21 protein-coding genes and 2 tRNA genes are annotated in these 22,978 nt (G+C 67.3%); 20 read left to right on the forward strand and 3 right to left on the reverse strand.

What is annotated here, in order from left to right:
• Positions 1–302: 302 nt before the first annotated feature.
• The 12 genes from dusB to BHD05_RS09540 all read left to right on the forward strand — a co-directional run bounded on the left by dusB (position 303) and on the right by BHD05_RS09540 (position 14,630).
• Positions 303–1,472 (forward strand): tRNA dihydrouridine synthase DusB, encoded by a 1,170-nt coding sequence (gene dusB / locus BHD05_RS09485; RefSeq protein ID WP_161886214.1) that lies wholly within the window; start codon positions 303–305, stop codon positions 1,470–1,472.
• 118 nt (positions 1,473–1,590) lie between these two features.
• Entirely contained in the window at positions 1,591–2,808 is a 1,218-nt protein-coding gene (locus BHD05_RS09490; protein ID WP_236966741.1) for a deoxyguanosinetriphosphate triphosphohydrolase, read from the forward strand.
• 42 nt (positions 2,809–2,850) lie between these two features.
• The gene (gene dnaG / locus BHD05_RS09495; RefSeq protein WP_161886215.1) at positions 2,851–4,755 is read left to right on the forward strand and encodes a DNA primase; all 1,905 of its coding nucleotides are present in this window, start codon (positions 2,851–2,853) and stop codon (positions 4,753–4,755) included.
• Positions 4,756–4,899: 144 nt separating this feature from the next.
• A complete protein-coding gene (locus BHD05_RS09500; protein ID WP_161886216.1) occupies positions 4,900–6,549 on the forward strand; it encodes an ABC transporter substrate-binding protein in 1,650 nt (549 codons plus the stop codon).
• Between the two features lie 122 nt (positions 6,550–6,671).
• A complete protein-coding gene (locus BHD05_RS09505; RefSeq protein WP_161886217.1) occupies positions 6,672–7,775 on the forward strand; it encodes an ABC transporter permease in 1,104 nt (367 codons plus the stop codon).
• A complete protein-coding gene (locus BHD05_RS09510; RefSeq protein ID WP_161887461.1) occupies positions 7,772–8,725 on the forward strand; it encodes an ABC transporter permease in 954 nt (317 codons plus the stop codon). The genes BHD05_RS09505 and BHD05_RS09510 overlap by 4 nt, the downstream gene beginning before the upstream one ends.
• Positions 8,726–8,727: 2 nt before the next feature.
• Positions 8,728–10,392 carry an ABC transporter ATP-binding protein gene (locus BHD05_RS09515; protein ID WP_161886218.1) on the forward strand — a complete coding sequence of 555 codons (1,665 nt, stop codon included), beginning with the start codon at positions 8,728–8,730 and terminating at the stop codon, positions 10,390–10,392.
• A gap of 3 nt (positions 10,393–10,395) precedes the next feature.
• Positions 10,396–11,265, forward strand: coding sequence for an ATP-binding cassette domain-containing protein (locus BHD05_RS09520; RefSeq protein ID WP_161886219.1), 870 nt, complete (start codon positions 10,396–10,398; stop codon positions 11,263–11,265).
• Positions 11,262–12,305 (forward strand): NAD(P)-dependent oxidoreductase, encoded by a 1,044-nt coding sequence (locus BHD05_RS09525; protein ID WP_161886220.1) that lies wholly within the window; start codon positions 11,262–11,264, stop codon positions 12,303–12,305. Before BHD05_RS09520 ends, BHD05_RS09525 begins: the two co-directional genes overlap by 4 nt.
• Positions 12,302–13,405 (forward strand): lactonase family protein, encoded by a 1,104-nt coding sequence (locus BHD05_RS09530; protein WP_161886221.1) that lies wholly within the window; start codon positions 12,302–12,304, stop codon positions 13,403–13,405. Before BHD05_RS09525 ends, BHD05_RS09530 begins: the two co-directional genes overlap by 4 nt.
• Before the next feature lie 117 nt (positions 13,406–13,522).
• A tRNA-Asn gene (locus BHD05_RS09535) sits at positions 13,523–13,595 on the forward strand.
• A gap of 138 nt (positions 13,596–13,733) precedes the next feature.
• Positions 13,734–14,630, forward strand: a complete 897-nt coding sequence (locus BHD05_RS09540) for a sensor histidine kinase (RefSeq protein WP_161886222.1) — start codon at positions 13,734–13,736, stop codon at positions 14,628–14,630.
• A gap of 3 nt (positions 14,631–14,633) precedes the next feature.
• Here BHD05_RS09540 and def read toward each other — a convergent pair whose 3' ends face one another.
• Positions 14,634–15,200 carry a peptide deformylase gene (gene def / locus BHD05_RS09545; protein ID WP_161886223.1) on the reverse strand — a complete coding sequence of 189 codons (567 nt, stop codon included), beginning with the start codon at positions 15,198–15,200 and terminating at the stop codon, positions 14,634–14,636.
• Positions 15,201–15,241: 41 nt separating this feature from the next.
• On the opposite strand from def, the gene BHD05_RS09550 reads away from it, so the two are divergent.
• From BHD05_RS09550 to BHD05_RS09565, 4 genes are all read left to right on the forward strand, one after another.
• Positions 15,242–16,162, forward strand: coding sequence for a DMT family transporter (locus BHD05_RS09550; protein ID WP_202614185.1), 921 nt, complete (start codon positions 15,242–15,244; stop codon positions 16,160–16,162).
• 135 nt (positions 16,163–16,297) lie between these two features.
• Positions 16,298–17,497 (forward strand): glycosyltransferase, encoded by a 1,200-nt coding sequence (locus BHD05_RS09555; RefSeq protein ID WP_236966492.1) that lies wholly within the window; start codon positions 16,298–16,300, stop codon positions 17,495–17,497.
• 9 nt (positions 17,498–17,506) lie between these two features.
• Positions 17,507–17,580, forward strand: a tRNA-Ile gene (locus tag BHD05_RS09560).
• A gap of 172 nt (positions 17,581–17,752) precedes the next feature.
• Entirely contained in the window at positions 17,753–18,154 is a 402-nt protein-coding gene (locus BHD05_RS09565) for a helix-turn-helix domain-containing protein (RefSeq protein ID WP_161886224.1), read from the forward strand.
• A gap of 288 nt (positions 18,155–18,442) precedes the next feature.
• On the opposite strand, the gene BHD05_RS09570 is transcribed toward BHD05_RS09565, so the two are convergent.
• The gene (locus tag BHD05_RS09570; protein WP_161886225.1) at positions 18,443–18,787 is read right to left on the reverse strand and encodes a hypothetical protein; all 345 of its coding nucleotides are present in this window, start codon (positions 18,785–18,787) and stop codon (positions 18,443–18,445) included.
• 431 nt (positions 18,788–19,218) lie between these two features.
• On the opposite strand from BHD05_RS09570, the gene BHD05_RS09575 reads away from it, so the two are divergent.
• Positions 19,219–19,572: a hypothetical protein gene (locus BHD05_RS09575; protein ID WP_161886226.1), complete on the forward strand. Its 354-nt coding sequence runs from the start codon at positions 19,219–19,221 to the stop codon at positions 19,570–19,572.
• A 203-nt stretch (positions 19,573–19,775) separates the two neighbouring features.
• Positions 19,776–20,438: a helix-turn-helix domain-containing protein gene (locus BHD05_RS15930; RefSeq protein WP_236966493.1), complete on the forward strand. Its 663-nt coding sequence runs from the start codon at positions 19,776–19,778 to the stop codon at positions 20,436–20,438.
• A 335-nt stretch (positions 20,439–20,773) separates the two neighbouring features.
• On the opposite strand, the gene BHD05_RS15935 is transcribed toward BHD05_RS15930, so the two are convergent.
• The gene (locus BHD05_RS15935; RefSeq protein ID WP_335920188.1) at positions 20,774–21,190 is read right to left on the reverse strand and encodes an SCO6880 family protein; all 417 of its coding nucleotides are present in this window, start codon (positions 21,188–21,190) and stop codon (positions 20,774–20,776) included.
• A gap of 440 nt (positions 21,191–21,630) precedes the next feature.
• On the opposite strand from BHD05_RS15935, the gene BHD05_RS09590 reads away from it, so the two are divergent.
• Positions 21,631–22,563: a CPBP family intramembrane glutamic endopeptidase gene (locus BHD05_RS09590; RefSeq protein WP_202614187.1), complete on the forward strand. Its 933-nt coding sequence runs from the start codon at positions 21,631–21,633 to the stop codon at positions 22,561–22,563.
• A gap of 26 nt (positions 22,564–22,589) precedes the next feature.
• Entirely contained in the window at positions 22,590–22,838 is a 249-nt protein-coding gene (locus tag BHD05_RS09595; RefSeq protein ID WP_161886227.1) for a hypothetical protein, read from the forward strand.
• The last annotated feature ends 140 nt before the right edge of the window (positions 22,839–22,978 follow it).

Here is a 22,978-nt window from a genome sequence, read left to right on the forward strand (position 1 = left end):
GCGTGCGCCAATCCTGAATTTCCAACCGGAAGCACAATTGGCTCGGCTGGACAGAGTTGGTCGCCCGCTCCGACTTTGCTGCAACATGGACTCTGGTGTCCAGACAGTGCGCACGTCGATTCGTCTCCGTCGGGGCCAGCATCCGCGTCCCATAAACAGCCCGGATGTCGGAAACTCAGGAACCGTGCACCGAGACGGCCCCGCGAGTGCCGAAGTCGCTGCGAAACGCCGCCGATTCCTGAATTTCCGACAGAAATGCGGGGCGGGTCTGGGTGGGCGGCCGACTCTGGGAGAATCGGGGGGTGACTACACTCGCCGCGACCGCGCCACGCCTGCAGATCGGGCCCATCAAGCTCGACGTGCCGGTCGTGCTCGCGCCCATGGCCGGCATCACCAACACCGCCTTCCGGCGCCTCTGCCGCGAGTTCGGGGCCGGCCTCTACGTCAGCGAGATGATCACCAGCCGCGCCCTCGTCGAGCGCACCCCGACGAGCATGCGCCTCATCCAGCACCACGAGTCGGAGACGCCCCGTAGCATCCAGCTCTATGGCGTCGACCCGAAGACTGTGTCCGAGGCGGTGACGATGCTCGTTGCCGAGGACCGCGCCGACCACATCGACCTGAACTTCGGATGCCCCGTCGCCAAAGTCACCCGCAAGGGCGGCGGATCGGCGCTGCCGTGGAAGCACACCCTGTTCCGCGAGATCGTCGAGGGCGCGGTGAAGGCCGCCGGCGACATCCCGCTGACCGTCAAGATGCGCAAGGGCATCGACGACGACCACCTCACCTACCTCGAGGCCGGCCGCGCCGCGGAGGGCGCCGGCGTGGCGAGCATCGCCCTGCACGCCCGCACCGCCGCCGACTACTACAGCGGCAAGGCCGACTGGTCGGCCATCGCCACCCTCAAGCAGGCCATCACGAGCACCCCGGTGCTCGGCAACGGCGACATCTGGTCGGGCGCCGACGCCGTGCGGATGATGGACGAAACCGGATGCGACGGCGTCGTCGTCGGCCGCGGCTGCCTCGGCCGCCCGTGGCTGTTCGGCGACCTCGTGAACGCGTTCGCCGCGCGTGAGAACGGCGAGAGCTACGACACGGCCCAACCCGACGTCGGCACCGTCGCCCGAACGCTGCGCCGACACACGGAGCTGCTCGTCGAGTTCCTCGACAGCGAGGAGTGGGCGTGCCGCGACATCCGCAAGCACATCGCCTGGTACTTCAAGGGCTACTCGGTCGGCAGCGACATCCGGGCGAGCCTCGGCCTCGTCGAGTCGCTGCAGCAGATGGACGACCTGCTCGGCCGTCTCGACTGGGACCAGCCCTACCCCGGCGAGGCCGCAGAGGGCCCGCGCGGGCGCGCCGGCTCGCCGAAGCGTGTCGCCCTGCCCGACCGCTGGCTCGAGAGCCGCGAGCTCGGCGAGGCGCACCGTGCCGAACTGAGCCAGGCCGAGCTGTCGACGAGCGGCGGTTGAGCGCGTGAGTATCGAGCGGACGGATGCTGCCCGCCCCAGCCAGCCCGTCTCCAGCCACCTCCGCCCTGCCACCCCCACCACCGCCGGCGACTACTCCGCCGCCGACACGGCACGCTGGTTGCCCGAGGAGCACTCGAGCCGCCGCAGCGACTTCGCCCGCGACCGTGCCCGGCTGCTGCACTCGAGCGCGCTGCGGCGGCTCGCCGCGAAGACCCAGGTGCTGAGCCCCGCCGCCGGCCTCGACTTCGCCCGCAACCGCCTCACCCACTCCCTCGAGGTCGCGCAGGTCGGCCGGGAGCTCGCTACGAGCCTTGGCCTCGATCCCGACGTGGTGGACACCGCGTGCCTCGCGCATGACCTCGGGCATCCGCCGTTCGGGCACAACGGGGAACGGGCACTCAACGACTGGGCAGCCGACATCGGCGGCTTCGAGGGCAACGCCCAGACCCTCCGGCTGCTCACCCGCATCGAACCGAAGGTCTTCGGGCCAGACGGGCGCACCTACGGGCTCAACCTCACCCGGGCGAGCCTGGACGCGAGCTGCAAGTACCCGTGGCCGGCGAGCGAATCCATCGGCGACCCGAGCGGCCGGGCGAAGTTCGGCTTCTACCAGGATGACATCGAGGCCTTCCTCTGGATGCGCGGCGACGCGCCCGCCCGCCAGCGCTGCATCGAGGCCGAGGTGATGGACCTGTCCGACGACATCGCCTACTCCGTGCACGACTTCGAAGACGCCATCGTGAGCGGCTACATCGACGTCGCCGCGCTGGGCGCCCGCGTCGACCATGACGAACTCGTCGACTCGATGTTCGTCTGGATCGGAGGCGAGGTCGACCACGACGAACTCATCGCCGCCTTCGACCGGCTCGATTCGCTCGACGTCTGGATCGAATCCTGGGACGGCAGCCGTGTCGACCATGCGCGCCTGAAGAACCTCACCAGCACACTGATCGGGCGGTTCGCGGCGGCCGCGACCCAGGCGACCCTCGCCGCGGCAGACGACCCGGGCAACCTCATCCGCTTCGCCGCGAGCGTCGTCGTCCCGCGCGAGGTGCAGGCCGAGATCGCTGTTCTCAAGGGCATCGTTGCGGCATTCGTCATGTCGCGCAACACCCGCCAGCCGCTCTACGTCGAACAGCGGGAGATGCTCGTGGAGCTCTCCGATGCACTCTGGGCAAGCGGCTCAGACAACCTGGACCGCGGATTCGCCGACGACTTCGAGACCGCGGGATCGGATGCCGACCGGCGGCGCGCCATCGTCGACCAGGTCGCCTCGCTGACCGACCAGTCCGCGTTCACCTGGCACACGCGCCTTGTGCACAGACGCGACAACTGACGCCCGGCATTCGGCGGGCCGAGTCGAAACTAGAATCAGGTAATGGCCGGCCTCATACGACGTAACGACATCGACGAGGTGCGCGCGAGGGTCAACATCTCCGAGGTCGTGGGCGACTACGTCACACTCAAGGGCGCCGGAGTGGGGTCCCTCAAGGGGCTCTGCCCGTTCCACGACGAGCGGAGTCCCAGCTTCCATGTGCGCCCCCAGGTGGGCCGTTACCACTGTTTCGGATGCGGCGAGGACGGCGACGTCTTCAGCTTCCTGCAGAAGATGGACCACATGACCTTCACGGAGGCCGTCGAGCGGATGGCGGCCAGGGTTGGCATCGAGCTGCACTACGAGGACGGGGGAGCGGCGAACTCCGACCACGGCAACCGCGCCCGCATCCTCGCCGCGAACCAGGCCGCCGCCGACTACTTCGTCGCCCAGCTGGGTTCGCCCGAGGCCGAACCGGGCCGCGCGTTCCTCGGCGAACGCGGCTTCGACCCGGCAGCAGCGCACCGATTCGGGATCGGCTTTGCCCCGAAGTCGTTCAACGCCCTCGGCAACCACCTGAAATCGCTCGGGTTTTCCGAACTCGAACTCGTGACCGCCGGCCTGCTCAGCCAGGGCGACCGCGGCGCGTACGACCGTTTCCGCGGCCGGCTGGTCTGGCCCATCCGCGACGTCACCGGGCAGACGCTCGGCTTCGGCGCGCGCAGGCTGCTCGACGACGACAAAGGCCCGAAATACCTGAATACCCCGGAGACGCCGGTTTATCACAAGTCCACGGTGTTGTACGGGCTCGACCTCGCCAAGCGCGACATCTCACGGGGCCGCCAGGTCGTCGTCGTCGAGGGCTACACCGATGTCATGGCCTGCCATCTCGCCGGCGTCACGACCGCCGTGGCGACCTGCGGCACGTCCTTCGGCATCGATCACATCAAGGTCGTGCGGCGCATGCTGGGCGACGTCGAGAATGCCAACACCCGGGGCCTCGGCGAGGTCGTCTTCACCTTCGACCCCGACATGGCCGGACAGAACGCCGCGAGCCGCGCGTTCGGCGAGGAGCAGCGCTTCGCCGCGCAGACCTTCGTCGCTGTCGCCCCCGACGGGCTGGACCCCTGCGACCTGCGCCTCAAGAAGGGCGACGACGCAGTGCGCCGCCTCGTCGACTCGAAGAAGCCGATGTTCGCCTTCATGATCCGGCGGGTGATGGATGCCTACAACCTCGAAACCGCGGAGGGGCGCGTCGCCGCCCTGCGGGCCGCAGCGCCGATCGTCGCGAGCATCCGAGATCAGGCGCTCAACATCGAATACGTGCGGGATTTGGCGAAGCGGCTGGGCATGGACCCGACCGAGGTGGGCCGGACCGTGCGCGCAGTCGCCGGTCGCGCCTCCGCCGACGCCAGCCGCGCGCCCGGCGCCGGCGGTCAGGGCAGCGCCGGAAGCCAGGGCGGTCAGCCCGGCGGGCAGGTGCCCGAGCGTGCCCCGTCGATCTCCGACCTGCCGGGCGACCTCGTGACGAGGCTGGAGCGCGACGCGATCATGGCGATCCTGCAGCATCCGGAGGCGGTCGGCCGGCAGCTCGCCGACCGGGCCGTGCAGGTGGCCTACTCGAACGCCTCCCTCGCGGTGGTTCGCGATGGCATTGCCGTGAGCATGGATGCCTTCGAGGCCGCGAACTGGCTCGACCGGGTGATCGAGGAGGTGCCGCAGCCCTTCGCGACGCTCGTCAAGGAGCTCGGCGTGGCTCCCATCCCGGTGGGAGACGCCGCCGACCTGCCGATCTACTGCACCGGTGTGACCTCTGCGCTCATCGACAAGGACCTTGTGCGTCGCAAGCGCGAGCTACTCGGCCAGCTGCAGCGTCTCGACGGCGTCGCCGACCCGGCGAAGTCCCGGGAACTGCAGCAGCAGCTCGTGCTCGTCGAACAGGAACGCCGCAAGCTGCGCGACGACTGATCTCGGCCCGCACATTGCAGACAGGTAAAGATTCCGCTGCCGCGGACCGCTGAAACGGTGCTTTTTCGTGCGGTGTGTTAGCACTGACATATACAGCAAGCGAATGCGGCCGCAACTGCGGCTGCATCACCTTTCTTGCGCAGAATGAAAGAGGTAACGGACTTGACCCACTCATCCGCTTTCCGCCGGCGGTCACTCGCCACGTTCGCAGGCGCAGCGACGGTAGTCGTCGCGCTCGCCGGCTGCGCCGGCACCTCCGGCGAAGACGCCCTGTCGCTCGACGGAATCGTCGTTGGCACGACCGACCCCGTCACATCGCTCGACCCCGCGGGCTCCTACGACAACGGCTCATTCGCCGTGCAGAACCAGGTCTTCCCGTTCCTGTTCAACAGCCCGTACGGCAGCCCGGATGTCGAGCCCGACATTGCGGTGTCCGGCGAGTTCACGACGCCGACGGAGTTCACCGTCGTGCTCAAAGACGGACTCACCTTCGCGAACGGCAACGATCTGACCGCCTCCGACGTGAAGTTCACCTTCGACCGCGTGGTGAGCCTCGCCGACCCGAATGGGCCGTCGAGCCTGCTCGGCAACCTCGATTCGGTCGAGGCCGTCGACGACACCACGGTCGTGTTCACCCTGAAGGCCGCGAACGACCAGACGTTCGAGCAGATCCTCTCGAGCCCAGCCGGCCCGATCGTCGACGAGGAGGTGTTCTTGGCTACCGAACTCACCGATCCCGCCGACATCGTCGAGGGCAACGCCTTCGGCGGCCAGTACACGATTACCGACTACACCCAGAACGAGATCATCCAGTACGAGGCGAACCCGAACTACGACGGCCTCCTCGGCGCGGCGAAGACCGAATCGGTCACGACGCAGTATTTCGCCGACGAGACCTCCCTCAAGCTCGCTGTGCAGGAGGGTGACGTCGATGTGGCCTACCGCAGCCTCAGCCCGACCGACGTCGCTGACCTTCGCGAAGACGACGGCGTGACGGTCTGGGACGGCCCCGGTGGAGAAATCCGCTACATCGTCTTCAACTTCAACACACAGCCGTACGGTGCCGAGACCGCAGAGGCCGACCCGGCCAAGGCGCTTGCCGTCCGCCAGGCGATCGCGAGCGTCATCGACCGCGCGGAGGTCTCCGAGCAGGTCTACAACGGCACCTACGTGCCGCTGTACTCCTACGTTCCCGAGGGTCTGACCGGCGCCACCGAATCGCTCAAGGGTCTCTACGGAGACGGCGAGGGCGGACCGGATGTCGACGCGGCGGCCGCACTGCTCGAGGAGGCCGGAGTCACCACCCCGGTCGCCCTGAATCTGCAGTACAGCCCGGACCACTACGGAGCGTCCTCGGACGACGAGTACGCGGCCTATGCGAGCCAGCTCAACAAGAGCGAGCTGTTCGACGTCAACCTGGAGTCGACCCTGTGGGACGTCTACAGCGCCGAGCGTCGCGAAGACGCGTACCCGCTGTACCAGCTCGGCTGGTTCCCGGACTACTCCGACGCCGACAACTACCTCACGCCGTTCTTCAGCGACGCGAACTTCCTCGGCAACCACTACCAGGACTCCGCGGTCAACACCCTCATCCAGCAGCAGCTGGTCGAGGGCGATACCGAGGCCCGCACCCAGCTGCTCGAAGACATCCAGGACGCCGTGGCGTCCCAGCTGTCAACGTTGCCGCTGCTGCAGGGCGCCGGAGTCGCGGTCACGGGAACGGACATCTCGGGCGCGGAAGACACGCTCGACGCGTCGTTCAAATTCCGCTACGCGGCACTCAGCCGTAACTGACCACCCGCCGGCACCTGCCGGCCGGGCGCTAAACTAACGCCCGACGAGATACCGAGGGGTGCCCCGCACAGCGGGGCACCCCGAACTCATTCTCGGCACCTCGGAAAGGACGACCCTCTCTCGTGACACTGCTGCAGGAGGCCGAAGCGCCCATCGATCCGCCCGCCAGGCCACCTCGCTCCCGGGGACGGAAGTCCGGCGGCGGCATCGGACTCGGCCGGTACGTGCTCATCCGCGCGTTCCTGATAGTGCCGACCGTGTTCATCCTCGTTTCGCTCGTCTTCTTCCTGATGCGGGTCATCGGCGACCCGATCTCCGCCTCGGTCGGCGACCGACTCACCGCGGCGCAGCTCGCGGAGCGGCTCGCCGCCGCCGGCTACGACCGTCCGATCATCGTGCAGTACTTCGAATACCTCGGCCAGATCGCCACCGGCGACTTCGGCCGTACCCTCAGCGACAATCGCCTCATCTCCGAAGTGCTCCTCACCTACGGCGGGGCGACTCTCGAGCTCGTCTTCTACGCCCTCATCGTCGCGTTCGCGATCGGCATCCCGTTCGGCATGCTCGCCGCGTACTACAAGGATCGCGCCCCGGATGCCGTGCTCCGCATCCTCGCAATTCTCAGCTACGCGACCCCCGTCTTCTTTGCCGGCCTGCTGCTCAAGCTGACCTTCTCCGTCTGGCTCGGCTGGCTTCCGCTCGGCGGGCGGGCGTCCACGCGGGTGCAGATCGCCCTCGGCAGGCTCGACGACCCCACCGGCATCTACCTCATCGACGCGATCCGATCGGGCAACTCCGTCATCATCGGCGATGTTCTGCTGCACGCGATCATGCCGGCGCTCGCACTCGGGCTGCTCACCGCGGGCGTGTTCCTGCGCCTCGTGCGCACCAACGTCATCCAGACCCTGTCAAACGATTATGTCGATGCCGCACGCTCCCGCGGGGTAAGCGAGTTCCGCCTCGTGCGGTACCACGCCTACAAACCGGCCCTCATCCCGATCGTCACCGTGATTGGGCTGCAGATCGCCCTCCTCCTCGGCGGCGCGGTGCTCACCGAGTCGACCTTCGAGTGGCGCGGCCTCGGCTTCCAGCTCGCCCAGTACCTCGGTGCCCGCGACTTCGTCGCTGTGCAGGGCATCGTGGCGTTGCTCGCCGTGATCGTCGCCGTGACCAACTTCATCGTGGACGTCATCGCCGCGCTGATCGACCCGAGGGTGAGGTACTGACCGTGAGCGTCGCCACTGTTCGAAAGCCCAGCCTGCTCTGGCGCCTCCCCATTCTGAGTCACCTGCGCCAGAGCGTCGGCGTGCAGCGCGGGATGCTCATCGCCGGCATCCTGATCTCGGGGATGTTCATCGTCGCCGCCATCTTCGCCCCGCTCATCGCCCCGTACGGCTTCGCGCAGAGCCGCGACGAGAACGGCCTCTTCGGAAAACAGCTGCCACCGTCACCCGAGCACCTCTGGGGCACCACCGTCGGCGGATTCGACGTACTCTCGCGGGTGATCTGGGGCACGCAGACGGCGCTCTCGGTCGTGATCGTCGCGGTCGTGCTGTCGATCTTCGCCGGAGTCGCCCTCGGCCTCGTCTCCGGCTACCTGGGCGGCTGGCTCGACCGCGTGCTGGTCGTCATCGCCGACGCGATCTACCCGTTCCCGACCCTGCTCCTCGCCATCGTCATGTCGATCGTCATCAGTGGCGGCCGGTCGAGCCTCTGGAGCGGCATCCTCTCCGCGGCCATCTCGATCACGGTCGTGTTCATCCCGCAGTACTTCCGGGTCGTGCGCGCCGAAGCGGTTCGGCTCAAGGCCGAGGCGTTCGTCGAGTCGGCGCGCGTCGTCGGGTCGAGCACCGGTCGAATCATGTTCACCCACGTGCTGCGCAACTCCACCCGTACGCTGCCGCTGATCCTCACCCTCAACGCCTCAGAGGCGATCCTGACCCTCGCGGGCCTCGGATTCCTCGGCTTCGGCATCGCCCCGACCTCCGCCGCCGAATGGGGCTACGACCTCAACCGGGCCCTCTCCGACACCGCGAGCGGAATCTGGTGGACCGGTGTCTTCCCCGGCGCCGCAATCGTGCTGCTCGTGCTCGGCCTCACCCTCGTGGGCGAGAGTATCAACGACATCTCCGACCCGAAACTCCGAACCCGCAAGCCACTCAGGAAGGCGGCCTGAGAATGCCGAATGTCCTCGACATCAACAACCTCGGCGTGAGTTTCGCCACCGACGCGGGCGCCGTTCGCGCCGTCGACGGGGTGACCCTGTCGGTGAGGGCCGGTGAGGTGCTCGCGATCGTCGGCGAGAGCGGCAGCGGCAAGACTGTCACCGCCAAGACGATCCTCGGACTCCTCCCCGAGACCGCCGTCACCTCCGGCGTGGTCATGCTCGGGGCCAACGACATCGTCTCGGTCGGCAAGGACACCCTCCGCAAGATTCGGGGGACGGATGTCGCGATGGTCTTCCAGGAGCCGTCGCTCGCCCTGAACCCGGTGTTCACCGTCGGCTGGCAGATCGCCGAGGGGCTCCGCGCCCACGGGCGCCTGTCGAAGAGAGCGGCGAAGGCGAAGGCCGTCGACATCCTCCGCCGCGTCGGGATCCCCGAGCCGGAGAAGCGGGTCGACTACTACCCGCACCAGTTCTCGGGCGGGCAGAAGCAACGGGTCGTCATCGCGATGGCGCTCGTCCTCGACCCCGAACTCATCGTCGCCGACGAACCGACGACGGCCCTCGACGTGACAGTGCAGGCCGAGATCCTCGACCTGCTCCGACGCTGCCGCGACGAGTTCAATGCCGCAATTGTGCTCATCACCCACAATATGGGCGTTGTGGCCGACCTCGCCGATCGGGTCGTCGTGATGTACGAGGGCAAGATCGTCGAATCCGCCGAGGCGACGACCCTTTTCGAGAACCCGCAGCACGAGTACACCAAGAAGCTGCTCGGCTCCGTGCCGTTCATCGGGCAGGGAACCCGGGACACGACCTCTCGCGCCATGGCGCGATCCTTTGCCGACCACGAGGTGGCGGTTGCGGCCAAGCGCCTCGTCATCGAGTATCCGGGGCGGCTTGGCAGGCCGGGTTTCCGTGCCGTCGACGGGGTCAGCTTCACGATCGCGCAAGGCGAAGTGCTCGGCCTCGTCGGCGAATCCGGCTCAGGCAAGACCACGATCGGCCGAGCAATCGCCGGGCTCACCGCGGTCTCAGGTGGAAGCCTGAGCGTTCTGGGCACCGAGGTGCGAGGTCTCAGCGAGCGTGGTTTCCGCAGCCTCCGCGCCGACATCGGCTTCGTCTTCCAGGACCCGGCATCGAGCTTCAACCCGCGGCTCACGATCGCCGAGTGCGTCGCGGAGCCGCTGATCGTGCACGGGAGGGCCGGCGACGCAGCCGCGGCGCGCACCCTGGTCGACGAGCTGCTCGAGGCGGTGCAGCTGCCCAAGGCGTTCGGTGACCGCTTCCCGCATGAGTTGAGCGGCGGGCAACGACAGCGGGCGAGCCTCGCGCGGGCCATCGCGCTGCAGCCCAAACTCCTCATCGCGGACGAGCCAACGAGCGCGCTCGACGTGTCAGTTCAGGCGCGGGTGCTCGAGCTGTTTGCGGAGCTGCAACGCGAGTTCGGTTTCGCAGCCCTGTTCATCAGCCACGACCTCGCGGTCGTCGACCTCCTCGCCGACCGGATCGCGGTGCTGTACCGCGGGGAGCTCGTCGAGGAGGGAACCGGAGCTCAGGTGCTTGTGACGCCCCGTCACCCGTACACCCGTCGCCTGCTCGCCTCGCTGCCGGTACCGAACCCGTCGCTCCAGGCGGAGCGCCGCGAAGAACTGCGGCGGTTGAGAGGACTGGACTGAGGCATGAGTGAGACCCACGAGGACCCAGCGCGAAAGCGCACCTATGGCACGGTCATCACGGCGGACGACCTGTCGATCGAGTACCGCTCGGCAACCGCGAGCTCACGCCACGTCGCCGTCAACGGCGTCACCCTGCAGCTGCGCGCCGGACAGGTGCTCGGCATCATCGGAGAATCGGGGTCCGGCAAGTCGACACTGGCCATGGCCCTCGCCGGACTCGCTGACGTGCGGCCGGTCGACGAGGGGGCACCGCAGATCTGCGGCGGCTCTCTGACAGTGCTGGGAACTCCGATGCGAAGGCTCGGCAAGAAGGCCAGGCGCGTGCTGACCCTGAGGGTCGGGTACCTCCCGCAGGATGCCGCCCAGCGGCTCAACCCCGGGCTCACGGTCGCCGAGAACGTGGCCGAGCCGATCTTCCTGCGCGATCGCCGCTTCGACCAGAACGAGGCCGGAAAGCTGGTCGCAACCCTCATTGACGCCGTGCACCTGCCGCTCTCGGCACTCGGGCTCATGACATACGAGCTCAGCAGCGGCCAGCTGCAGCGGGTCGCACTCGCGCGCTCGCTCATCCTCGACCCCGAACTGCTGGTGGCCGACGAGCCCATCCGCGGCGTTGACATCCTCGTGCGGCACCACGTGCTCAACGTGATCCCCGAGCTGCAGGCCGCCCGGGGATTCTCCGCGGTCGTCGTCAGCAGCGACCTGTCCGTGGTGCAGGATGTGGCGCAGCGGATCGCCGTGCTGCAGGACGGCGTGATCATCGGGCTCGGCACGCTCGACGAGCTCGTGACCGCGCCGGAACACCCCTATCTGAAGGGCCTCTCCCGCGCCCTCGCTTCCGAGCGGCAACCGCGAGAGGATGAAGCGAGATGACCAGCATCCGCCCGAACCTCAGCACGCCCCGCTCTGCGGACGGGGTGCGCCCGCAGCACCGCTCCGTCGTCGGGAGGCAGGCGGGCATCATGCCGGAGCACTCCCGCCCGGCACCGGGCCCGATCACGCTCATGCCGCACCGGGTCGACGCGTTCGCCGATGCGGTTCGGGCCGGCGGGGGAGAGGTTGCCGACCTCTCCGACTCCACCCGCGGCCTGGTCTGGCTGTCGTCGGAGCAGCCTGCGCTGCTCGTCGACACGCTCGAGCGGTACCCGGAGATCGGTTGGGTCCAGCTGCCGTGGGCCGGGGTGGATGCGTTCGCGGGCGTCCTCGCGCCCTTCGCCGGCCGTGCGCGCCCCCTGTGGACGAGCGCGAAGGGCGCCTACTCCCAGCCGGTCGCCGAGCATGCCCTTGCCCTGACCCTCGCGCTGCTGCGCGTCGTGCCCACTCGGGTGCGCGCGACGAGCTGGTCGACCGTGCCGGAGGGCAGATCGCTCTACGGGCTCAACGTCGTCGTGATCGGCGCGGGCGGAATCGCCGTCGAACTGCTCCGACTGCTCGAACCGTTCGACCCGGTCACCACGATTGTGCGCCGTAGCGCCGACGCCTTCCCCGGCGCCCATCGCACCATCCCCACCGATCAGCTCGCAGAGGTGCTGCCGGATGCCGACGTCGTGATCGTCGCCGCCGCGCTCACTCCCGACACGGCTGGCCTGATCGGGGCGGCCGAGCTGGCCCTCATGAACCCGAGAGCGGTGCTCGTCAACGTCGCCCGTGGAGGCCTCGTCGACACCGATGCTCTCACCGCGGCTCTGGCTGCACACGCCATCCACGGCGCCGGCCTCGACGTCACAGACCCAGAGCCGCTCCCCGACTCCCACCCGCTCTGGAGTGAACCGAGGGTCATCATCACGCCGCACTCGGCAGACACACCCGACATGACCGCGCCGCTTCTCGCGGAGCGCATCCGCGCCAACGTCGAGGCGTTCCTCTACCACGGCCGATTCATCGGCGTCGTAGACACGGAGGCAGGCTATTGAGTGCGACATTTCTTACCGGCGGATACACCGACTCCAGCGGCGGCAACGCTCGGGGAATCGGCCTGGTCCGCCCCACCAGCGGTGGTGAGCTCGCTTTCGCGGGCCTCGCTGCGAGAGCTTCGTCGCCCTCGTTCCTCGTGAACGGCGAGCTCGAGGGCGTGCTCTACTCGGTCGACGAGGTCGGCAACCGGGTCCTCGCCTTCGAGGGCGACCTGCGCAACGCGGGCAACGAGACCAAAGAGGCCAACAAGGGCAACGAGGCCAACGAGGGCGGCCCGCTCCGCACGCTGGGCTGGCAGCGTAGCTCCGGCACGGGGCCCTGCCACCTGTCGGCAACCCGAGACTGGCTCTACTCGTCGAACTACGGCACCGGCGAGATCGATGTGTTCCCGCTGGGGCACGACGGAAGCATCGGCCCGCTGTACGACAGCGTCGTGCCGGCCGCTTGTGCGCCGGGTCCTCACTCGGCACAGGACGGCCCACACGCGCACTCAACGCTCGTGCTCAGCAATCCCGTGCTCGGCGACACCGTGCTCGGCGACACAGTGCTGGGCGACACAGTGCTCAGCGCCGACCTCGGCTGCGACAGCGTGGGCATCCACCGCTGGGTCGACGGGCACCTGACCCGGGTGCGCTCCATCGCCTTTCCCCCCGGTACCGGTCCGCGCGACATCGCCGTCGGCCCGGACGGGCGCGTATTCGTGCTCGGCGAATTCTCGGGCGCGGTGTTCGAGCTCGCCAGCCTCGACACCGAGATGCCCGGTATTTCCCGGTCCGGACCGGTCACGGCGTCGCCGGTCCCCGGCGACCAGGCGGCGGGTCTCGTGTTCGCGCCGGACGGGCGCCATCTCTATACGGGACTGCGCGGCTCGAACCGCGTTGCCGTCGTCAAGGTTGATGACCTCACCCCTGTCGAGACCGTCGACTGTGGCGGCGACTGGCCGCGGCATCTCGCGATTGACGCTGGCACCCTTATGGTCGCGTGTGAGCGCTCCGGAACGGTCTGCATGCTGCCAATCGATGAGCAGACCGGTGTTCCCCGCCCCGGCTCCACGATTGAGGTGCCGACGCCGACCTATCTGCTCGCGGCGGGTGCCTGATCCGGCCGGTCTGCGGGGCGTCGGAGGGCGAAATCGCACCGATGGCCTCGACAGGCCTCCGCGCGTCGATTTTGCACATGGCCGGGGTTTGGTAAGGTAATCAAGCTGTTTCAGCATTCCTCGATAGCTCAATTGGCAGAGCAGCCGACTGTTAATCGGCAGGTTCTTGGTTCGAGTCCAAGTCGAGGAGCTCGAAGGCCGCAAGGGGCTCCACCCCCTGCGGCCTTTGTTCGTTAACGAACCTGTCCGGATGATTCGGCCCCGTCGCGATAAAGTCGGTTCTGGACCACGCCCTGCCGCACCGCCGGGCCCGAAAGGACTCACCGTGATGGACTGGCTGACTGGCAACGTCGGCGTCGTCGCCGCGATCGCTGCGGTGTTTCTGGCCACGAGCCTTCTCCTGCTCGCCCTGCTGCTGCGATCCGTGCACAACGGCAGGCTGCTGTCGGGGGAACTCGACGTGGCTGACCGGGAGATTGCGAAGCTCGACATCGCCGTCGCGGAACGCGCCGCGCGGTTGCGCATTGTGCGTGAGCTGCACGAGGTCGCCGTGGTCTCGATCTCGGCGATCATGCGCCAGGCCCAGGGCTCCCGGTACGTCGTGCAGACCGACCCGGGTGCGGCATCCCGGTCAGCCGGCCAGATCGCCGACCTCGCGACAGGCGCGCTCACCGACCTGCGGCGCATCGTCACGATCGCTGGCGAAGGCGAGACGCCCGCGGCATCCCAGCCGAGCATTGCGTCGGCCGCCGACCTCATAACCACCATGATCGGCGCGGGTCTCAGCATCGGGTTCACCGAATCGGGCGAGAAGTTCGAGCTGCAGCAGGGCGCCGAGGTCGCCATTTACCGGATCCTCGAGGAGTCTCTCGCGAACGCCCTCAACTACGGGGGGACCGGCACGGATGTGCGTGTGTCGTTCACCTGGACGGCAGAGGGCCTCCAGGTGCTCGTCGACGACGACGGTGTGCAGGCGGCGGCGCGCCGGGACGGACTCGACCCCAGCGATCTCGCGCAGCAACGCAGCTACACCTTTCAGGACGACCTCAACGCGCTGACCGAAATGGTCGAAGGGGAGGGGGTCACCGAGATGCGGCAGCGCACCGTCGCCTACAGCGGCGTCTTCAACGCCTACGCGGTGCCGGGCGTCGGCTTCTCCGTATCGGCGATCTTCCCCGCGCTGCGCTATGACAACGGCGTGCACGGGGTCAACCTGGCCCGCTGAAGGTCAGGCGTCGAGGTCATCCCGCCCCGGCATCCAGCTCTCACCCGGCACGCCCCAGCCCGCCCGACGGATCGCTTTGGCGACCGGCTTCGCCCAGACCGGTTCGAGCCGGTCGATGTAGAGGATGCCGTCGAGGTGGTCGTACTCGTGCTGGAAGATGCGGGCAAGCCAGCCGTCGGCACGAATCTCGAACGGCGCCTGGTCGAGGTCGACCGCGTGCAGGATCGCGAGCTCCGATCGGCGGAGCGGAAATCGCTCTCCCGGAATCGAGAGGCACCCCTCGGACTCCTCCTCGTCGTCGGCCTCGCCGATCGTCGGCGGGCTGATCCACAGCTCGGGGTTGATCGCGACGCCGCGCCAGCGCACCTCGTCGTCGTCGAGCCAGTCGTAAACGAACAGGCGTAACGGGATGCCCACCTGCGGTGCTGCGAGCCCGACGCCGGGCGCGGCCTCCATCGTCTCGAGCATGTCCGAAACGAGCCTGTGAAGGTGTGGTCCGAAATCGGTGACAGGACGGGCGGGGGAGTGGAGAACCGGGTCCCCCGTGATGAGTATCGGAAGCACGGCCATTCGCCAAGAATATCGACCCTTCAGCGGTTAGCATTCATCACGTGCAGCCGTTAGCCCTGACTGACCTCACCGACCAGGTCCTTAACCTCACTCCCACGCAAGGCCTCGGAATCCCGGTTGCCCTCATCGGTGCCGTCTTCCTCGCACTGGGCGCCCAATTCCAGCACCGTGGCGTCGGCAAGGTCGAGGCCAAGCTCGGTGGGGCCGCGAGGGGACTCAACCGCCGGCAGCTCGTGGCGCTCCTGACCCGGCCCTCCTGGCTGTTCGGCACGTTCCTGCTCCTTCTCGCGATCCTCTTTCAGCTCACCAGCCTCTACCTTGCCCCGCTCATCGTCGTCCAACCGCTTGGCGCAGTTGCTCTGGTGATCACTGCTCTCGTGAACGCGCGGGTCAGCGGGATGAAGCTCGACCGGGCCACTATGCGGTCGATCGCGCTGTGCGTCGGTGGCGTCGCCGTCTTCGTCACGATCGCCGCGTTCACCGCCCGAGAGACAGAGATCACCGACTCGCAGCTGATCACGGTGCTCGTCATCCTCGGCGTCGTCCTGGTGGCCGCTGCCGCCGCATTCGCTGTGCTGCGCTCCCAGTTCAAGGCGATCATCTACATCGTCGCCGCCGGCATCCTGTACGGTTTCGTCGCGACCCTCGCCAAGGTGATCATCAACCGCGTCAGGCTCGAGAACTTCGACGTGCTGACCTTTATCTGCGTCATCGCCCTCCTCGCCGCGACGGCGCTCGGCGCCTATTTCGTGCAGACCGCCTACGCCTCGGGGCCCCCCGACCTCGTGATCGCAGGGCTGACGGTCATCGACCCCCTCGTCGCCGTCAGCATCGGGATTGTCGTGCTCGGCGAGGCATCCGGGGCTCCGCCGCTCGCAATTGCCGCGTTCGTCGTCACCGGGGCCGTTGCGATCTACGGGGTCTTCCAGCTGGCGAAACACCACCCCCAGAACCAGCGCTAGGGTAAAATGGCTAATAGTCTGCTCAGTAGCCTCAGATTGACACGAGTCCACCGCACCCGCCGCCGGCACACAATGCAAGGGACACCCAAGAATTTGTCTGACTCCCACACTGGAGCCACCACGCCAGTCACGCCGATGCGCGTCTTGATCGGAGCCGATACTTTTCCACCCGACGTGAATGGCGCCGCAAATTTTGCGTCCCGGCTCGCGGCGGGCCTCGTCGAGCGAGGTCACGAGGTTCACATCGTCGCGCCGGCTCCGAGCCGCAAGCACGGCGTCTTCATCGAGGAGCACGACGGCACCAAATTCACGGTGCACAGGCTGTACTCGTGGCGCTGGTATCCGCACGACTGGGTGAGGTTCGCCCTCCCGTGGCGCAGCCAGCACAATGCCGCGAAGGTGCTCGACGCCGTGCAACCGGATGTCGTCCATTTCCAGTCGCACATCGTCATCGGCCGCGGTCTCGCCCGCCAGGCCTCGAAGCGCGGCATCCGCATCGTCGCGACGAACCACTTCATGCCCGAGAACATGATCGAACACAGTCTGCTGCCGAAGTTTCTGCGCGAAACCGCCATCCGGCTCGCCTGGAAGGACGCCGCGAAGACATTCCGGCTTGCCGAGTCGGTCACGAGTCCGACCCGCAAGGCCGCCGCGTTCCTTGAGGAGGCCGTCGACCTCGACGGAGTTCATGCGATCTCCTGCGGCATCAACGCATCCAAGTACGAGCCGAACTTCGATCAGCGCACCGAAAACCGCATTCTGTTCGTTGGCCGGGTCACGGGGGAGAAGAGCATCGATGTGCTCCTCGGAGCCGTCGCCAGCCTCGACCCGGGGCTCGACGTGAAAGTTGAGATCGTGGGGGGCGGCGACTTGCTGCAGCACCTCCAGCAGGTCGCGATCGGACTGGGCATCGCCTCGCGCGTCACCTTTACCGGCTACGTCGAGGAGGCGGAGCTGCACGCCGCATACACCAGAGCCACCGTGTTCGCGATGCCGTCGATCGCCGAACTGCAGAGCATCGCGACACTCGAGGCGATGGCATCCGGTCTCCCGGTCGTGGCCGCGAACGCCATGGCCCTCCCGCACCTTGTGCACGAAGGTGAGAACGGCTACCTCTTCGAGCCGGGCAACGTGGCCGACCTCGCCGAGAAGCTCACCACAGTGCTTACCGCCTCGCCGGACAAGCTCGACCGCATGAAGCGCACGAGTCTCGCGTACACCGCCCCGCACGACATCGAGAGCACGCTGCTCACGTTCGAGAGCCTGTATCGTGGGGAAAAGGTGGTCGATCCGATCACCGAAGTGTCGCTCGACGACTCGGCCAACGCCGACTGACAAGCACACGGGGCGGTAGCTCAGCTGGTTAGAGCAGCGGACTCATAATCCGTCGGTCACGGGTTCAAGTCCCGTCCGCCCTACCTCGAAACAACGTTTGATCAGGGTTTCTTGTCCTCACTGAAAGGGCAAGACTTGATGCGCTTAACGTTTATTCAACGAATATTCGCGAGAAACTGCATCCCGAGGGGATCCTCGGGGGAGGTGTTCGAGCGGTCTCGGACCAGCTGGGACGGCCTTGCCCACCTAGGGGGTATGGACACTCAACGCCTCTCCGGGCTCGGCCTCGAACCCGTGCTGACAACAAGCGAGCTCGCCGAGTACCTCGGCGTGAACGCGCAGACCATCTACGACCTGCGCGCCGACGGACGCGGCCCGTCCGGATTTCGAGTCGGGCGGGAGATCCGCTTCGGGGTCTCCGACGTCGCCGCGGCCGCCGCGACCGCGTACGTCACCGTGATCCCGGACGAGCGTGAAGACGCGCACGCCGCAAGGCTCGCTCCGTTCTTCGCTGCCGGGTCGCCGCTCCTCACCGAGCAGCCGAACATCGCGAACCCGCAAGGGCATGACAGCGTCGTGGCGACGGTCACCATGTTGAAGAAGCCGTTGGCGGCGCCATCCCCGAAGAAGTCGGCGGGATGCTGGTGTTCGACGTGATGGTCACGTACGAGGCTCTGTACGAAGCGCCGGGCCAGAATCTTACCGTCCCCTCGGCCTCACGTGGAAGCTCACTATGGACCCGAACGTTGACGGTCTCGTCCAGTCGATCGAGGAGCCGACGAATCTGCTCTAACCGCCACACACGCATGGGTGCGAGGGCCACGACCCGTGCGCGTCCGGGCTACCTCATGGGAGCCGCAGAGCCGTTGCTCGCACGGGAACCGCGCGCTGGCGGCGAAAAGGCCGGATCGTCGGTCAAGCCATCGGGGCTTCGTCGTACAGGTCTCAGACCTGCTTGACCCTCTCCTCGAACTCTTCAATGACTCGCTTGTCATGGATGACCCGCGGGTTCGAGGTGATGAACACGACCCGCTCCCAGTAGTTCAGGTCCGACAGCAGCGGGTGGTCCTTCCATGCATCGCCGGACGCCAGCGCCATGCCAGCGAGGGCGGCGAACGGGATGACCAGACCTGCGCCGGATTCGGGGTAGTAGGTGATCAGGACGTACGCGGCAAGGAGCGCGAGCACAGTCGCGGCCAGACCCGGGATCAGGCGGCGGCCGGTGGGGGCGGAGAACTCGAGCAGCGCGCCGATGGCGAGCCCGAACAGGATCGCGGCGAGAAGGACCATTGCACTCTCCCTTTTCGTGGATTGTAGCGGCAGTGGCCGTCGTAGTAGCGGGCTACCGACGGCCTCCCTGTGGGATGCCCTGGCTGCTGCGAGAGACCTGTCATCGCCGGCACGTGCTGTAGCGGAGAATTGTCGGGGATCGGACCGGATTCGCGCAGTCTGTGCACGTGCGGGAGCACCGTACGCATCTGCTGGTGTCTGGCTGAAGTACGAGCGCACCGCCGCAGTCGGGGCACTGAGCTAGCGCGGGGTCATTTTGGAGCTGCTTCGTGCACCTCCAGCAATGTTCACGCGCCACGCGTGCCACAGGGGCGCCGCAGCGTGCGCAGTCACAGACTCGCTTGCCCACGGCCGGGTACCACCGTGCGCCATTGTTGGTGGCGTCAGCGCGCAGCGCGACGGATTCGCGGCGAAGCCCTACACTCGGGTTCATGAGCCAGAGTGTTGCACGGCCAGCGCCCGGAACCCGACTCCGCGGTTTCTCCGCGAGCGTGATCCTTCTGCTGGGTGTTCTGGTCGTTCCCATGGCACTCGTGCTCATCTTCAATAGCTATTCCGCGCCTGACGCCGCCGCATATGTCCGGATGGCGTTCGCGCAAGTTGCAGGCTCGACGATCGCTATCGTCACCGTAGCCGGATTGGTTCTGCACCGCGTCGTCCGGCGAAGCGCACCCTCTGAGATTGCCTGGTTAGCGTTGATCGCGGTGGTCATCGGCTCTTGGCAACTCGCTGGCATGGGTAGCGCCGCCGAAACTCTTTTGACTCGTCTCGGTATCAGCGGATGAACAGCCTGATCCTGACGTGACCGGATACGGCGCGTGCTCCTATTCATAGCGGCGGCAAGGATCGCCCGTGTCCGTTCGCCGCAGCCCGGGTGATCGACTGAGTCGATCCGGTCGCGGTGTTATGGACCGGGGCGGTGTCGATCTCGAAGAGATCGTCCGGCGTGCACTAATGCCGTGCACAGAGCCATGACCTCGGGAGACGGATGCCGCGATTCGTTCTTGCGGGTGAGGTCGTCGAGGGAGACATCTGCCGCGGCGAGCCCTTCCTGTTCCAGCTCGCCGGGGAGCAGGCCTGGTACGCCGGAACGGGCGATGTCATCACCCGCACAGAGGTACTGACTGGCTGGAAAGCCGCCCGCGCCGAGGCAGTGATCCACGTCGAACGCATCCTCGAGCGTCTCCCGGGGCGCGAGAGCGACTTCCTCCGGGCGATGGCTGATCTCCCGGCGAAAGAGCGCACCCTCACCCGCATCTCCAACGACATGGGTCTGGCCAAGGCCACCGACGCAGGCCCCACCTCGCAGCGGCTGGACTCCGTGCGCGGGATCATCGAGCGCGGCAAGCCGTACACATTCCGCCACCGCGCTGTTGAGGCGTACCTCACCAGCGACTGGCCGGACGTCCCGGCCGAGTTGACCTCCGCCGAGGCCGCGAGCGTCCTCGGAGCATCGCGCCCGACGCTGATGAAGCTGGTCGCAGACGGCGTGCTCGCCTCACACGAGGTGGGCGCGCATCACCGGTTCACGCACACGGATGTCGCCGACCTCGCCGAGATCCGCCGGGCGGCCCGGGTGGAGGCCTTCACCGAGCTGCGTGAGCTGGACGAGGCTCTCGAGGAGCCGCGACCATCCGCTGATCCACGATGATCGCCCGTTCCTGAACGCCCGAGACAGACCGTTCGCGGAGAAGTTCCCCGACGAGTCAGACCGTGCCTTCTACGGCTTCCGCCGGTGCGGGAGCCGAGTAGCCCGGCCCCACTGGGAGACCTCACGATGACATTCCAGTCGCATGAGCGTTTCCCTCGCTCAGCTTCTAACCCGCCTGCGTTTCGGCCGGCTCTCGACCGCGAGAGGCGAGGGCCACCGCCTCCCAGAGCGAGCCGCTGCTGGACTCGCTTATCGAAGTGACGTCGGTGCGGGGGCTGGGCGGAAGATCGTGTCATCGCGCGACCTTCTCGGCGTAGTCCGCGGACCGTCGCCGTTCACACGCGGCGGCACAGAGGCAGCGCCGCCGCGGCAAAGGCCTGTGCCTGCTGGCCCACGAGCCGGCGGGTTTCGCACGAGCTCTGCCTGGCAGCCTGCTCGATCGACGCCACCGTGGCGTCGAGTTCGTCAAGAGTGGGCGCGGTGATGCACACGAGACCGGTCGCGCGCAGCACACCGTGGCCGGCGGTGAGGTCTGCCTCCTGCTGCATCACCTCCTCGTACTCGGCGGTCTCGCCGGCATCCTCGATCTGGCCGATCCGCCTGCGTTGGTGGGCGTCGCTGATCAGCTCGGTCTCGTTCCTTCGGAGGTCCCGCGCGTCCTGATCGGCGCGGATGGGCAGGTAGTGCAGCGAGACCGTTCGCAGGACTCCGTTCGTGAATACGTGGGGGAGAGGACTCCGGGCTCGATGAATCCCGGGAGGGTGTAGAACAGGACATCGCCGCTCACGATGCGGGCGAACGCGCCCGCGGGCTCGACCCCGCGCTCGATCTCGAGCTCGGCGAAAAGCCCGGTGGTGAGGGAACGGTGGCCCTCGGTTTCGAGGTAGCTCCGCAGCAGCGGATCAAGGAATCGCAGACGCCTGAGCGCCACACGGTGGCCGGCTGGCGGGCGAAGACCTGGGTGAGGATCTGGTCGACGGACGGTCGTGGAATCGTAGTGGCGACAGGATGGAATCGGCCACCGACATTGCAGCCCCGCGCTCCGCGCGCGGGACGAACCTCTCGCCCACGCTCCTGGGGCGGAGCAGCGGGGCGGAGAAGTGGGGCGGAAAACCCGGGAGGAGCAGCACGACAAGCTAGGAGGGACCCAAGTCCCTAGCCGGCCGCCGGTACACCGGCTTAACTCGCGAACATGCCCGAGCACGAAAACAAGAACGAGGATAAGAACGAGTCCAAGACCGAGACCGAGACCGAGAACAAGAACAAGAATGTGCCCGAGAACAAACGCGAGGACAAGAACAAGACCAAGAACGAGCCCGAGCCCGAGCCCGAGAGCAGGAACCGGATCCGCATCTGGATAGCCGGTCACCCCCTCATCGCCTTCTTCCTCCTCGCCGACGCTATCTCGTGGACCCTCTGGGGGCTCGCCGCGCTCGGCGGCGGTCAGGTCGTCTTCCTCCTCGGCGGGCTCGGCCCGTTCGCGGCCGCCCTTATCGTGACCGCGACACGGGCAACGGCGCAAACCTGGCTTCGAAGCCTGCTCGTCTGGCGGGTGAACCCCGTCTACTACACGATCGCCCTGCTTCTGCCGGTCGCAATCTACGCCGTCATCAACCTCGTGCTCGTCGTGCTGGGTGAGGTCCCCGACCTGAGCCGCCTCGACGGGCTCGCACCGGCGTATTTCGGCACCTTTGTGATGGTCGCCACGATCGGCGGCGGACTCGAGGAACCCGGATGGCGCGGCTTCGCCCTCCCCGAACTGCAGCGGCTGCGATCGCCGGTCTCGGCGACCCTTATCCTCGGCCTCGCCTGGGGGATCTGGCATGTTCCGCTCTACGGTCCGCTCGGCTTCATCGTGCCGCTCGTGCTGGCGTTCTTCTACACCTGGCTCTACAACCGCACCGGGAGCGTGCTCGTCTGCCTCCTTTTCCACGGCAGCTTCACTCCTGCGCAGGACTACCTGACCCTCGTTCCGGATGCCGCGGTCGTCGACGTCGTGATCCTCGGCACCTACGTGGCTGCCGCCCTCGCGCTGACCCTGGCGACCCGTGGACGCCTGGGGCTTCCGCGTGCGGCCCCCGAGAGTCAACTTCCTCCCCGGCACTCGCTCCCCTCCCTGCTCTGAGAGGACGCTGACGAAAGGACCCACGGATGCCCAGCGGCTCGAGCCATTCCTTCGACGTGCACCCCGACAGTGCCAACAGAAACAGTGCGAACAGAAAGGCCCCACTCGCCGTCGTCACCCAGACCCTCGTCTATCGCGTCGCCATGGTCATCCTGGTCCGCGTCGTCCGACTCCTGGCCGCGATCACGCGGGCTACCGATGCGGCACTCCCGCAACCTGAGGCGCCGAGGACCTCAAGCGGAGGCCTGCACCATCCGCACTGCGCGGCGAACTGATCGTTGAGGAAAAACCCAATGCCGAGACTTGATGCGCGCACGTGTATTCAACGCTTAGGTCTCAAGGTAGGTCTGGGTGTACTTCCCCGGCAAAGCCCGGCGCCTCGCCCGTCAGGGAGAAGCCCAACAGTAGCGATTTC

It is taken from the genome of Marisediminicola antarctica (assembly GCF_009930795.1).
Classification (GTDB): Bacteria; Actinomycetota; Actinomycetes; order Actinomycetales; family Microbacteriaceae; genus Marisediminicola; species Marisediminicola antarctica.